At 59.9% G+C, this 13184-nt stretch carries 14 protein-coding genes; 1 reads left to right on the top strand and 13 read right to left on the bottom strand.

Translation table 11 applies throughout. The features are described 5' to 3' along the window. Positions 1 to 10 precede the first annotated feature (10 nt). Positions 11 to 2140, bottom strand: coding sequence for a flagellar biosynthesis protein FlhA (gene flhA, locus EJA72_RS23180; RefSeq protein WP_178129539.1), 2130 nt, complete (start codon positions 2138 to 2140; stop codon positions 11 to 13). Between the two features lie 356 nt (positions 2141 to 2496). On the opposite strand from flhA, the gene EJA72_RS29380 reads away from it, so the two are divergent. Continuing rightward, positions 2497 to 3612, top strand: coding sequence for an RHS repeat-associated core domain-containing protein (locus EJA72_RS29380; protein ID WP_256679746.1), 1116 nt, complete (start codon positions 2497 to 2499; stop codon positions 3610 to 3612). A 12-nt stretch (positions 3613 to 3624) separates the two neighbouring features. Here EJA72_RS29380 and flhB read toward each other — a convergent pair whose 3' ends face one another. From flhB to EJA72_RS23245, 12 genes are all read right to left on the bottom strand, one after another. Then, complete coding sequence (flhB, locus tag EJA72_RS23190; protein WP_157714098.1) at positions 3625 to 4764, bottom strand: flagellar biosynthesis protein FlhB; 1140 nt, start codon at positions 4762 to 4764, stop codon at positions 3625 to 3627. 3 nt (positions 4765 to 4767) lie between these two features. Next, a complete protein-coding gene (gene fliR / locus EJA72_RS23195) occupies positions 4768 to 5550 on the bottom strand; it encodes a flagellar biosynthetic protein FliR (protein ID WP_157714101.1) in 783 nt (260 codons plus the stop codon). Between the two features lie 3 nt (positions 5551 to 5553). After that, the gene (fliQ, locus tag EJA72_RS23200) at positions 5554 to 5823 is read right to left on the bottom strand and encodes a flagellar biosynthesis protein FliQ (RefSeq protein ID WP_010456946.1); all 270 of its coding nucleotides are present in this window, start codon (positions 5821 to 5823) and stop codon (positions 5554 to 5556) included. Next, complete coding sequence (gene fliP / locus EJA72_RS23205) at positions 5820 to 6578, bottom strand: flagellar type III secretion system pore protein FliP (protein WP_157714103.1); 759 nt, start codon at positions 6576 to 6578, stop codon at positions 5820 to 5822. Before fliP ends, fliQ begins: the two co-directional genes overlap by 4 nt. Continuing rightward, complete coding sequence (gene fliO / locus EJA72_RS23210) at positions 6578 to 7027, bottom strand: flagellar biosynthetic protein FliO (protein WP_178129540.1); 450 nt, start codon at positions 7025 to 7027, stop codon at positions 6578 to 6580. Before fliO ends, fliP begins: the two co-directional genes overlap by 1 nt. Further along, on the bottom strand, positions 7028 to 7486 hold the full coding sequence (gene fliN, locus EJA72_RS23215; protein ID WP_157714105.1) for a flagellar motor switch protein FliN: 459 nt from the start codon (positions 7484 to 7486) through the stop codon (positions 7028 to 7030). It lies immediately after the preceding gene. A 70-nt stretch (positions 7487 to 7556) separates the two neighbouring features. Beyond that, positions 7557 to 8525: a flagellar motor switch protein FliM gene (gene fliM / locus EJA72_RS23220; protein WP_157714113.1), complete on the bottom strand. Its 969-nt coding sequence runs from the start codon at positions 8523 to 8525 to the stop codon at positions 7557 to 7559. A gap of 9 nt (positions 8526 to 8534) precedes the next feature. Continuing rightward, positions 8535 to 9035, bottom strand: coding sequence for a flagellar basal body-associated protein FliL (gene fliL, locus EJA72_RS23225; protein WP_157714121.1), 501 nt, complete (start codon positions 9033 to 9035; stop codon positions 8535 to 8537). A 183-nt stretch (positions 9036 to 9218) separates the two neighbouring features. Beyond that, complete coding sequence (locus tag EJA72_RS23230) at positions 9219 to 10598, bottom strand: flagellar hook-length control protein FliK (RefSeq protein WP_157714128.1); 1380 nt, start codon at positions 10596 to 10598, stop codon at positions 9219 to 9221. A gap of 83 nt (positions 10599 to 10681) precedes the next feature. Continuing rightward, the gene (locus tag EJA72_RS23235; RefSeq protein WP_178129541.1) at positions 10682 to 11050 is read right to left on the bottom strand and encodes an Hpt domain-containing protein; all 369 of its coding nucleotides are present in this window, start codon (positions 11048 to 11050) and stop codon (positions 10682 to 10684) included. 30 nt (positions 11051 to 11080) lie between these two features. Then, positions 11081 to 12787, bottom strand: a complete 1707-nt coding sequence (locus EJA72_RS23240) for a fused response regulator/phosphatase (RefSeq protein ID WP_178129542.1) — start codon at positions 12785 to 12787, stop codon at positions 11081 to 11083. A 5-nt stretch (positions 12788 to 12792) separates the two neighbouring features. Next, positions 12793 to 13092 (bottom strand): STAS domain-containing protein, encoded by a 300-nt coding sequence (locus EJA72_RS23245; RefSeq protein ID WP_157714168.1) that lies wholly within the window; start codon positions 13090 to 13092, stop codon positions 12793 to 12795. Positions 13093 to 13184: the final 92 nt, after the last annotated feature.

Below are 13184 nucleotides of genomic sequence, written 5' to 3' on the forward strand. Positions count from 1 at the left end.
CACCACTACCTCAGCCGTTCGGCCCTACTGTCGCAACGATGGTCACTTGCTTGTTGTCAGGAATTTCCTGGTAAGCCAACACATGCAAACCCGGGACTGCCAACCGGCCGAAGCGCGACAACATTGCGCGTACCGGACCGGCCACCAGCAGAATCACCGGTTGACCTTGCATCTCCTGGCGCTGCGCCGCATCGATCAACGAGCGCTGCAGCTTCTCAGCCATGCTTGGTTCCAGCAGAACGCCCTCTTCCGAGCCTTGTCCTGCCTTCTGAAGACTATTGAGCAATATTTGTTCCAACCTTGGCTCCAGGGTGATAACTGGCAGCTCGGACTCAGTCCCTACAATGCTTTGGACGATTGCGCGGGATACGCCGACGCGCACCGCGGCCACCAAGGCGGCAGTATCTTGACTCTTGGCGGCATTGTTCGCGATGGCTTCGGCAATGCTGCGGATGTCGCGTACCGGCACTTGTTCGGCCAACAGCGCCTGCAAGACCTTGAGCAGCTGCGACAGCGAAACCACGCCCGGCACCAGCTCTTCCGCCAGTTTTGGCGAGCTTTTGGCCAGCAATTGCATCAGTTGCTGGACTTCTTCGTGACCGATCAGTTCGCTGGAGTGCTTGTACAGAATCTGGTTCAAGTGAGTCGCCACCACCGTACTGGCATCGACCACGGTGTAACCGAGGGATTGCGCCTGCGCACGCTGGCTGATTTCGATCCAGACCGCCTCCAGCCCGAAAGCCGGATCTTTGGCGGTTATGCCATTGAGGGAACCGTATACCTGACCGGGGTTGATGGCCAGTTCGCGGTCCGGGTAGATCTCCGCTTCCGCCAGGATCACGCCCATCAAGGTCAGGCGATAGGCGCTTGGGGCCAAGTCGAGGTTGTCACGGATATGCACGGTCGGCATCAGGAAGCCCAGGTCCTGGGACAGCTTCTTGCGCACGCCCTTGATCCGCGCCAGCAACTGGCCACCCTGATTACGGTCCACCAGCGGGATCAGGCGATAACCCACTTCAAGGCCAATCATGTCGATCGGGGTCACATCGTCCCAGCCCAACTCCTTGGTTTCCTGGGCGCGGGCTGGTGATGGCAGCAGTTCCTGCTGACGCTTGACCTCTTGCAAGGCCTGCACCTTGACGATGTTTTGCTTCTTCCAGAACAGGTACGCGCCGCCAGCCGCCAGGGCCGCCATGGTCAGGAAGGAGAAGTGCGGCATGCCGGGCACCAGGCCCATGACGGCCATCAGGCCGGCCGCCACTGCCAGCGCCTTGGGCGAGGCAAACATCTGGCGATTGATCTGCTTGCCCATGTCTTCCGAACCGGAAGCACGGGTCACCATGATCGCCGCCGCTGTTGATAACAACAGTGATGGCAATTGCGCCACCAAACCGTCACCGATGGTCAGCAGCGCGTACACCTTGCCGGCATCGCCAAAGCTCATGCCGTGCTGGAAGATACCGACCGCCATGCCGCCGATCAGGTTGATGAACAGGATCAGCAGGCCGGCGATGGCGTCACCGCGGACGAATTTGCTGGCACCGTCCATGGACCCGTAGAACTCGGCTTCCTGGGCCACTTCCATCCGGCGCAGTTTGGCCTGGTTCTGATCGATCAGACCGGCGTTCAAGTCGGCGTCGATGGCCATCTGTTTACCGGGCATCGCATCGAGGGTGAAACGCGCGCTCACCTCGGAAATCCGCCCGGCACCCTTGGTCACCACGACGAAGTTGATGATCATCAAAATCGCGAAGACCACGATACCGACCACGTAATTACCGCCGATCACCACCTCGCCGAAGGCCTGGATGACCTTACCGGCAGCGGCGTGACCGTCCTGGCCGTGAAGCATCACCACCCGCGTGGACGCTACGTTGAGCGCCAGCCGCAGCAGCGTCGCCACCAGCAGAATGGTCGGGAACACCGCAAAATCCAGCGGCCGCAGCGCATAGACGCAGACCAGCAAGACGACGATCGACAACGCAATGTTGAACGTGAAAAACACGTCCAGCAGGAACGGCGGCACCGGCAGCATCATCATGGCGAGCATGACCAGCAGCAACAACGGCACGCCCAGATTGCCCCGACTTAAGTCGGCAACGTTTGTGCGGGCACTGTTGAGTAACTGAGAGCGATCCACCGGTTTTCCCCGTTCCTTAAAGCAAACTTTTGACGCCTGAAGCAGGCGCAGGACGGGTACTGCAAGAAGCTTTCCAACTTTAGCCGGGGCTGAAAATAGAGCCATTTCAGGTATGTCTGGACTGACTGGATAGCCCTGTAGCAGTTGCCGAGCCCGCGAGGCTGCGTCCGGCTGCGCAGCCGTCGTAAAATCCGGCGAGGACTGCGTCCTCGAACGCAGCCTCGCGGGCTCGGCAGCTGCTACAGGTGCGAAGTTCGGGAATGGTGTCGCCAAAACTATCAGTTCTGTTAGTTCTCGATCGTTGCGTAATCGCGAATACTGAGTACCAGCCTTTCGGATCCTTGGAGCACCTGTTCATGCAATCGGCGCGCGAAACCCTGCTTTGCCAGTATTACTACGACGCTCTCGATCGGTTGATCGCCAATGCGCCGCCGAGCACAGCTGAGCATCAGCGGTTTTATTGCAAGAGTCGCTTGGCCACCGAGATCCAGGGCGCGAAACGGTATTCGATATTCCAGTACGGCGATCAGCTGTTAGCACAACAGCAGAGCGAGGGCGAAGCACCCGATGCCACCCTACTGGCCACCGATCAGCAGCGCTCGATGTTAAACACGCTTAAGGCCAATCATCCACGACAACCCATTACGTATTCGTCCTACGGTCACCGCCCCGATGCGAGTGGGTTACTCAGCCTCCTCGGTTTTAACGGCGAGCGGCCCGATCCGGTAACCGGGCATTATTTATTGGGAAATGGGTATCGGGCATTCAATCCGGTGTTAATGCGATTTAATAGTCCGGATAGCTGGAGTCCGTTTGGGAGGGGTGGGTTGAATTCGTATGTGTATTGTTTGGGAGATCCAATTAACAATACCGATCCAACAGGACATGTTCGAGAGTTTTTTGCCCGTCTACTGGGCTGGCAACCCTCAACACCAACACCAACACCAATTAAAAGGTTTGCTGATCGATTTGTATCAAGACCAGGCATAACCCCTGAAGAAGTTAAGCGCGCTCATACCCGAATTATTGAAATAGAAGCCCAAATACCCGAGCTAATAAGTGATGCTCAACTGTCGGTCTTCAGAGGTGACCAGTTCGATTTGGACGCATCTGAATTCAGCAATCCACCCCAGGCTTCCATGCGACTTGAACAACTTGCTTACAGGGCAGCACGCCCCGAAAGCCGCACATTTATGGAGCCGAAATACATAGCGCATCCATTCGAAATGCCTTACAAAAACCTTATAACTAACGCAGCAGCTACTGACCAAGCAGGTTATCGCATTCTATTCAATCGATTGAAACAGATGCATGGTCCTAACATTTCAATCCGGCTTGCACTCATAAGTCGTGAAGGTCTGGATCAAGGATTAATTTCCTCATACGAAAAAAGAATGAATTCAGCCATACCTGGCCAAGTCGCCGATTTACTGGCTGAAAAATATCGTATTCGCCGTCAGTATTTTCAATAAACACTAGGTTCTTCAAGAATCCCGCCGCAAATCCGGCGGAATCGGCAAATCATCCTTAAGCGGATCCGGCCGCTTGCCCTTCCCTGCCCGGTGCTGGCGAATCTGGTAAACGTAAGCCAGCACCTGAGCAACGGCCAGGTACAACCCGCCAGGAATCTCCTGCTCCAACTCCGTGGAGTAATAGATCGACCGCGCCAACGCCGGCGACTCCAGCAACAACACCTCATTCGCCACTGCAATCTCGCGAATTTTGAGTGCCAGGAAATCACTGCCCTTGGCAATCAGCATCGGCGCCCCACCCTTGTCCGGGTCGTATTTGAGCGCCACGGCGTAGTGGGTCGGGTTGGTGATGACCACGTCGGCGTCGGGAATCGCCGCCATCATCCGCCGCTGGGACATTTCGCGCTGCAACTGGCGAATGCGCTGTTTGACCTCTGGCCGCCCTTCCTGGTCCTTGTGCTCGTCGCGTACTTCCTGCTTGGTCATCAACAGCTTTTTGTGGCTTTCCCAGAGCTGAACCGGAACGTCGACGGCGGCGATGATGATCAGCCCGCAGGCCATCCACAAGGTGCTCCAGCCGACCACTTGCAGGCTGTGAATAATCGCCTGATCCATCGGTTCGTGGGCGATGCGCAGCAGGTCGTCGATGTCTGAGGACAACACCGCCAGCGCCACAAACAACACGATGATAAATTTTGCCAGGGCCTTGAGCAGCTCCACCAGGGCCTTGGTGGAGAACATCCGTTTCAGCCCGGGGCCGGGGTTCATGCGGCTGAATTTGGGTGCCATGGAGCCGGCGGCGAACAGCCAGCCGCCGAGGGAGATCGGGCCGATCACGGCGGCGAGCAGTAAGGTGATCATCACCGGCTGGACCGCTATCAGCGCGATCTGGCCGGAGTGCAGCAGGAAAGTCGCCATGTTGCGCTGATCCAGAATCACTTCCCGCGAGAGCGTGAAGTTGAGCCGCATCAGCTCCATCAAGTCCTGGGCCAACGCACCACCGAAGATCAGCAGCGCGCCGGCACCGGCGAGCATGATCGCCAGGGTGTTGAGCTCCTTGGAGCGCGCGATCTCGCCCTTGTCCCGGGAGTCTTTTTTGCGTTTGTCCGTGGGGTCTTCTGTTTTGTCCTGACCGCTTTCGCTCTCAGCCATGGCTTAACTCGCCCGCGCCAGTTCGCGTAAAAACTGCAAGGCCTCGGAGGCCAGCGGTTGATACTGATTGAGAATGTCTGCCAGGCCGACCCAGACAATGAACAGCCCAAGCACCAGAATCATCGGGAAGCCGATGGAGAAAATGTTGAGCTGCGGCGCTGCCCGAGTCATCACGCCAAACGCGATGTTGACCACCAGCAGCGCGGTGATCGCCGGCAGCACCAGCATCAGCGCAGCGCCGAGCACCCAGCCCAGTTTGCCGGCCAGCTCCCAGAAATGATTGACCATCAAACCGCTGCCGACCGGCAACGTGGTAAAGCTTTCGGTGAGGACCTCGAACACCACCAGATGGCCGTTCATCGACAGGAACATCAGGGTCACGAGCATGGTGAAGAACTGGCCGATCACCGCCACCGATACGCCGTTGGTGGGGTCGACCATGGACGCGAAGCCCATGCCCATCTGAATCGCGATGATTTGCCCGGCGATCACGAAGGCCTGGAAGAACAGCTGCAAGGAAAAACCCAGCACCGCGCCGATGAGAATCTGCTCGGCAATCAGCATCAACCCGCTCAGGTCCAGCGCATTGACCGGCGGCATCGGTGGCAGCCCCGGGGCAATCACCACCGTAATCGCCAAGGCGAAATAGAGACGTACGCGCTTGGGCACCAGGGTCGTGCCAAACACCGGCATGACCATCAACAGGGAGCCGATGCGAAACAGCGGCAACATGAACGTCGCCACCCAGGTGCTGATCTGGGTATCGGTCAGCTGCAGCAGGGACATGGCTTAGCCAATGACCTGAGGAATGTTGCCGTACAACTGCAGGATGTATTCCATGAACGTCTGCACCAGCCACGGACCGGCGACGATCAGCGTCACCAGCATCACCAGCAAGCGCGGGAGGAAGCTCAGGGTCTGTTCGTTGATCTGGGTCGCGGCCTGGAACATCGCCACTAACAGGCCCACCAGCAAGCTCGGGATCACCAGCACGGCGACCATCATGGTGGTCAACCACAGCGCTTCCCGGAAGATGTCTACCGCAACTTCTGGCGTCATGGCGAGACACCGCCAAAACTGCTCGCCAGGGTGCCGATGATCAGCGCCCAGCCATCCACCAGCACAAACAGCATGATCTTGAACGGCAGGGAAATGATCAGCGGCGAGAGCATCATCATGCCCATGGCCATCAGCACACTGGCCACGACCAGGTCGATGATCAGGAACGGGATGAAGATCATGAAGCCGATCTGGAACGCGGTTTTCAGTTCAGAGGTAACGAACGCCGGCACCAGAATGGTCAGCGGCGCCTGATCCGGCGTGGCGATGTCGGTGCGCTTGGACAAGCGCATGAACAGCTCCAGATCGCTGGTGCGGGTCTGGGCGAGCATGAAGTCCTTGATCGGCACCTGGGCCTTGGCCACGGCATCCTGAGCGGTCATTTTTTCCGCGAGGTACGGTTGCAAGGCGTCCTGGTTCACCCGGTCAAACACCGGCGCCATGATGAACAGGGTCAGGAACAGCGCCATGCCCGTGAGGATCTGGTTCGAGGGCGTCTGCTGCAGGCCCAGGGCCTGACGCAGAATCGAGAAGACGATGATGATCCGGGTGAAACTGGTCATCAGCATGACGAACGCCGGGATAAAGCTCAGCGCGGTCATGATCAGCAGGATTTGCAGGCTGACCGAGTATTCCTGGGCGCCGTTGGCATTGGTGCCCAGGGTGATTGCCGGGATCGACAACGGATCGGCGGCGAACACCAGCGGCGTCGCCAGCACCAGGGCCAGCGTCAAGACGATGCGTAGCGCACCCATTACTTCGTATCCTTCTGATCCTTGCCGAGCATCCTCATCAGATGCTGGGCAAACTCCGGCGTCGCTTTCTCGGCGCTGGTCGGCACTTCAATCGGCTCTTTCATGACATGCAGCGCGGTGATGGTGCCAGGGCTGAGGCCAAGCAGAATTTGCTCGTTGCCGACCTGGACCAGCATCAAGCGGTCACGGGGCCCGAGCGCGCGGGAACCGATCAGCTCGATCACCTGCCCTTTGCCGGCGGGCCCGGCCTGCTGGACCCGACGCAACAGCCAGGCCAGGAGGAAGATCAACCCCAGCACCAGCAGCAAGCCGAGCACCAACTGCGTCAATTGCCCGGCCACGCCACTGCTGACCACCGGTGCCGCAGCCACGGTGGCGGCAGTGGCCACCGGCTCGGCAGCCAGGACGCTGAGCGGCAGCGCCGGCAAGAACCCCAGAACCTTTTTCACTTAGCGCAGCTTCTTGATGCGTTCGCTTGGGCTGATCACGTCGGTCAGGCGGATGCCGAACTTCTCGTTGACCACGACCACTTCGCCGTGGGCGATGAGGGTGCCGTTGACCAGCACGTCCAGCGGCTCACCGGCCAGGCGATCCAGCTCGATCACCGAGCCCTGGTTGAGTTGCAGCAGGTTGCGGATGTTGATGTCGGTGCTGCCGACTTCCATGGAAATCGACACCGGGATGTCGAGAATCACGTCCAGGTTCGGGCCTTCGAGGCTGACCGGGTCGTTGTTCTTCGGCACGCTGCCGAACTCTTCCATGGGCAGACGGTTGGACGGCGAGCTGGCAGCGTCGGCCGCCAGCAGGGCGTCGATGTCGTCCTGGCCGGCGTCGCCGGTTTCTTCCAGGGCAGCAGCCCATTCATCGGCCAGCGCCTGGTCGTCCTGGGTATTCATATCGTCAGCCATCATTTGTCCTCGGCGGGCAAAAATTCAATCAATTAGGGGCGGTCAGTTAAAGCGAATCGGGAGGCGCCGCTCAGCGGCGCTCGATCGGCTCGATCACTTGCAACGCGAGGTTGCCCTTGTGCGAGCCCATCTTGACCTTGAACGCAGGCACGCCATTGGCGCGCATGATCATGTCTTCCGGCATCTCGACCGGGATGATGTCCCCCGGCTGCATGTGCAGGATGTCCCGCAGGCGCAATTGGCGACGGGCAACGGTGGCACCAATCGGCACGTCCACGTCCAGCACGTCCTGGCGCAAGGCGTTGACCCAGCGCTCGTCCTGATCGTCGAGGTCCGACTGGAAGCCGGCGTCGAGCATTTCGCGCACCGGCTCGATCATCGAGTACGGCATGGTCACGTGCAGGTCACCGCCACCGCCATCGAGTTCGATGTGGAACGTCGATACCACCACGGCTTCGCTCGGGCCGACGATGTTGGCCATGGCCGGGTTCACTTCCGAGTTGATGTACTCGAAGTTCACTTCCATGATCGCCTGCCAGGCCTCCTTCAAATCGACGAAGGCTTGCTCGAGCACCATGCGCACCACACGCAGTTCGGTCGGGGTGAACTCACGCCCTTCGATCTTGGCGTGACGGCCGTCGCCGCCGAAGAAGTTGTCCACCAGCTTGAACACCAGCTTGGCGTCGAGGATGAACAACGCCGTGCCGCGCAACGGTTTGATCTTGACCAGGTTGAGGCTGGTCGGCACGTACAGCGAGTGCACGTATTCGCCGAACTTCATCACCTGCACGCCACCGACGGCAACGTCCGCCGAGCGGCGCAGCATGTTGAACATGCTGATGCGGGTGTAGCGGGCGAAACGCTCGTTGATCATTTCCAGGGTCGGCATGCGTCCACGGACGATGCGATCCTGGCTGGTCAGGTCGTAGCTTTTGACGGTGCCGGGTTCGGCAGCGGTATCGGTCTGTACCAGACCATCGTCGACGCCATGCAACAGCGCATCGATCTCATCCTGGGACAGCAGGTCCTGCACGGCCATGTCGTGTTCCTACTGCAGTACGAAATTAGTGAAAAGCAACTGTTCGATGACCACTTTGCCGAGCTCTTTCTGCGCCACTTCCTGGACGCTGGCCGTGGCCTTCTGACGCAACATTTCCTGGCCGACCGGCGATGCCAGCGTGGCGAAGTCCTGGGCGGAGAACAGCATGACCAGGTTATTGCGGATCACCGGCATGTGGACCTTGAGCGCCTCCAGATCAGCCTGGTTACGCCCCTGCATGGTGATGCTCACCTGCATGTAGCGCTGACGGCCGTTCTGGTTGTAGTTGGCCACGAAGGCCGGCGCCATGGCCTCGAAAATCGCAGGCTGCTTGCCCACCGGGGCTGCATCCACGGCGGCAACAGGCTTGCTCTGGGCGCTGTGCATGAAGTACCAGGTCGCCCCCACGGACACGCCGATCGCCAGCAGCAGGGCCACCACGATCACGATGATCAGCTTGAGTTTGCCTTTGGTTGCGGGGTCTTTTACTGCTGCGTCGCTCTTCGCCATGCCAATAATCCGTCACTATTCGGGTTTTCACAGTCGCACGGCAAGGCAAGAGCAAGTGTTATGCCATGTAGGAGCGAGCTTGCTCGCGATGAATTTGAAAGCGACGCATTTTTTCAGCGAAGCACGCGTTATCGTTCAATTCCATCGCGAGCAAGCTCGCTCCTACAGGGGTTTTGCGTTGGATCAGGCGTAGTAGTCGACGGCGCTGGAGCCGATCACGCTGGTCGCGGTGGCAGCCACTTCGGCGACGGTCGGGGTCAGCTCTTCGTCCATGGCGTCGACACGACCGCCACTGGCGCTGGTGCGTCCGCCCTGGCCTTGGCCCTGCTGCGATTGGTCCTGCCCCTGACCCTGCCAGCCACGGGACTGGTCGGATACGTTGACGTCAACCTGGCCCATGCCCTGCTGCGCAAACATGTCGCGCAAGCGGTGCATCTGGCCATCGAGCGCTTCACGCACGCTGGGGTGCGCGCTCATGAACGTCACCTGGGTCTGCTGATCCGGGACCATGTTGACCCGGATATCCAGACGCCCCAGCTCGGCCGGCTGCAATTGAATGTCCGCCGCCTTCAGATTGGCGCTGGACAGGTACATGACCCGGTTCACTACTTCTTCGGTCCAGCCGCTCTGATGCATGGCGATCGGCTGATTCACCGGCAATGCGTTGGCGGTTTTCGGTGTGGCGGCCTGGGTCAGCGCCGCCAGACGGTTGGCGAAGTCATCGACTCGGGTGTCGCTGCTGGCCGACTTCAGGTCCTTGAGGCCGTCATCGATCAAGCCACTGAAAGCCTTGTCGCCACCCTGGCTGGTGCTGTCCTTGTCGGTTTGCACATCCAGCATGCTGGCCATGCCGGCGGCAAAGGTCTGCGCCGAGGTTTGTTCACCGTCGGCCTGGGCCTGGGCTGAAGTCGCTGCGGCTTTAGGCTGGGACTGACTGGAAGCGGAGACGTGCCCGCTCTGCTCCATGGCCATGCGCACGGCTGGCAGCGCGTCGAGAGGATCGGCTTCCGGGTCGAAATCGGTATCGGTAGTGGCAACGGCCGCTGTGGCAACAGGCGCACTCGCCGTCGTTTTAACTGCGGCAACCGGCGCTTCAACCGGCGCGGCCACTGAAGCCTCCACTGGCGCAACGGTCAGCACTGGAGAGGTCACCGCTGCCTGCATCAAGGCGGGATCGAGCGTCGGGTCGACAGGTGCGGCATCGACAACTGGCGTTTCAGGCGTATCCGACGAGGTATCGTCACTGGTCGCCTGATCGTCGCTAGGCGCCGGTTTTTCGGCGGGCAAGGAATTGCCGCTATCGGCAACGGCCGGTTCGGTGGCGGCAGGCTTGTCGCTGCTGACGTCTTTCTTGCCGGCGCTGTCCGGGGCTTGATCACGCGCGGATTTGGCCGGAGCGCTGCTCACGGTGGCGGGCTTGTTCTGGGCTTGATTGGCATAGACCTGAGCGAAGCTGGACGCCTTGTCCCCGGGCTCGGCAGCCACCGCCGGGGTATTGGCGGAAGCGGCTTGAGTCTTGGCCTGCGCGGCGGCCTGAAGCAGAATATTGGGGGTAACGGGCATGACACGGTCTCCGCTGCACTGGGATCGTAGGTACAGTTGACCGAGATTACTGCAAGGGTCGAGCCAGTTTTTGCTCGGCAGGGTTAATAGCGTTGAAGCCGCGAATTAGCCGTGAGAAAGCGCTTGCGCTCCGCTTCGTAAAGCGGTCGAACGGTGGCGTATTCCCTGTCGATTTCCTCGACCAGTTTTTTTATGTCGGCGAGGCTGTGTCGCCTGGCTCCCCGCTCCAGGTCATGGCACAGCGCAGCCAGGCGAATGGCGCCCATGTTACTGCTGCTGCCCTTGAAACTATGGGCGGTATCCATGAGTTGTGCGGTATCGGCGCTCTCGCGCAACAGCTTCAGTCGCACCTCGGAGTCGGCAAGAAAGGTATCCAGCAACATCGGATACTCGTCTTCCATGACCTCCCGCAATGCGCTCAGCACCTCCAGGTCCAGATGTGTGTCAGCCACTTGCTCACTCCCTGATCAAGAATGGGTGAATTATGCCAGAGCCTCCCAGAAAAACTCCACGCGGGCACTTCGACCATCGTCGGACCAACTGGCGTTGCGGCCCAGTTGGCGAATCAGGCTGACCCCACGCCCCGACAAACGGACGCTGTCGAGGGGCCGGGCCATCACGGTCTCCACGTCGAAGCCCTGACCGCTGTCCTCGACGCGCACCGTCAGGCAACCGCCCTCGCCTTTGGGTGTCACCTGCAAATGCACCCGCACAAAACCATCCTGCAAGGCGTCCAGGCGCTCATTGCGCTGTTGATAATAGCGGGCAAAACCTGTGACATCGCGCTTGAGGCTCGAGTCCAGGCCAAGCACGCCGTGCTCCAGCGCGTTGGAATAGAGTTCGGCCAGCACGCTGTACAGCGCCCCGCTCTGGCCCCGCAGCCCATGGACCTCCAGCAACAATTGCAGGAGGTACGGCAGCGGATTGAAGCGCTTGAGCGTGGCTGCGCGAAACTCGAAACTCACCGACCAGTCCAGCGGGCAGGACTGGCCGCTGTCGGAATAGACCAGCGCCGGCGGACTCACTTGTGCCGCATCCAACAGTCGGATCTCGACCATGCTCACATCGTCGCGGGCCTCGCCACGAAAATCCCGCAGCGCCTGCTCGATCTCCTCGAACAACTCGTCGGGCTGTCGATTGGCGGCAAACACCTGCTGCAATCGCTCCACGCCAAACAACTGATCGTTGGCATCGCAGGTATCGATCACGCCGTCGGACAACAGGAAAACCCGATCGCCGACGGCCATCGGGAATACTTCAGTCCGATCATCAAACGTCTGCGGACTCAACACGCCGAGCGGAAGATGCCGTGCCTTCAGCGGTATGCGCGCTCCACTGACAATAGTGTGCAGGTAGCCGTCCGGCATCCCGCCGTTCCAGACCTCCACCGAGCGCCGCTGAAAGCTCAGGGATAACAGCGTTGCACAACAGAACATGTCCACCGGCAAGATGCGCTTGAGCTTGGCGTTCATCTCGCGCAGGGTTTCCGACAGGCCGTAGCCCTTGGCGGTCATGCCGTAGAAGACTTCGGCCAGGGGCATCGCGCCCACCGCTGCCGGCAAACCGTGGCCGGTGAAATCACCCAGCAACACGTGCATGTCGCCGGCGGGCGTAAACGCCGCCAGCAGCAGATCACCGTTGAACAGCGCATAGGGCGATTGCAGGTAACGAATATTGGCCGCGTTCAGACAGCCCGAGTGGGCGACTTTGTCGAACACGGCCTTGGCCACGCGCTGCTCGTTGAGCAGGTAGTCATGGTGCCTGGCGATCTGGTCGCGCTGTTGCAGGACGGTGGCCTGCAAACGTCGCAAGCGGTCCATTGCCTTGATCTTGGCGGCGAGGATCACCTGGTTGTAGGGCTTTGCCAGAAAGTCGTCGCCCCCGGCTTCCAGGCAGCGGGCCAGTGCTTCGCTTTCACTGAGCGAGGTCAGGAAGATGATCGGCACCAGGGTTTCCCCGGCCAGCGCCTTGATCTGCTGCGCCGCCTCGAAACCGTCCATGACCGGCATCATCGCGTCCATCAACACCAGTTGCGGACGTTGCTGGCGGAACGCTTCGACAGCTTCGGCGCCGTTGGCGGCCGTCAGCACCTGATGTCCCTGGCGCCGGACGATGCTCGACAGCAGCATGCGATCGGCCGCGCTGTCTTCGGCGATCAGTATCGTCAGCGATTCGAATGGCGATTGCACGCTGATCAAGTGATGTCGAACAGCTTGTCGAAATTGGAGATGGCGAGGATTTTTCTCACATCCGAGCTGCTGTTGACGACCCGAATATCCGAGTCGTCGCCGCCGGCGTGATCGCGCAGAAGGAGCAGCATGCCCAGCGCGGAGCTGTCGAGGTAGGTCGCTTCTTTCAGGTCGATGACGACCTCTGCGAGATCCCTGCTCTCGTATGACTCACGAAACTCCTGATGCTTGGCGAAATCGAATCGTCCCTTGATCGAGATCGTCAGCTTTTGCCCATCCGGGGAGACTTCGGTAACGACTGACATTGAACGGCATCCTTGTCTTTTGGGATCGTGGTTGTACAAGGTTTAGCATTTGGTAGAGGTCGGGGCAAGGTTGGAACGGTGCGGGGTCCTTG

This window comes from Pseudomonas sp. PB120, from assembly GCF_009761815.1.
Classification (GTDB): domain Bacteria; phylum Pseudomonadota; class Gammaproteobacteria; order Pseudomonadales; family Pseudomonadaceae; genus Aquipseudomonas.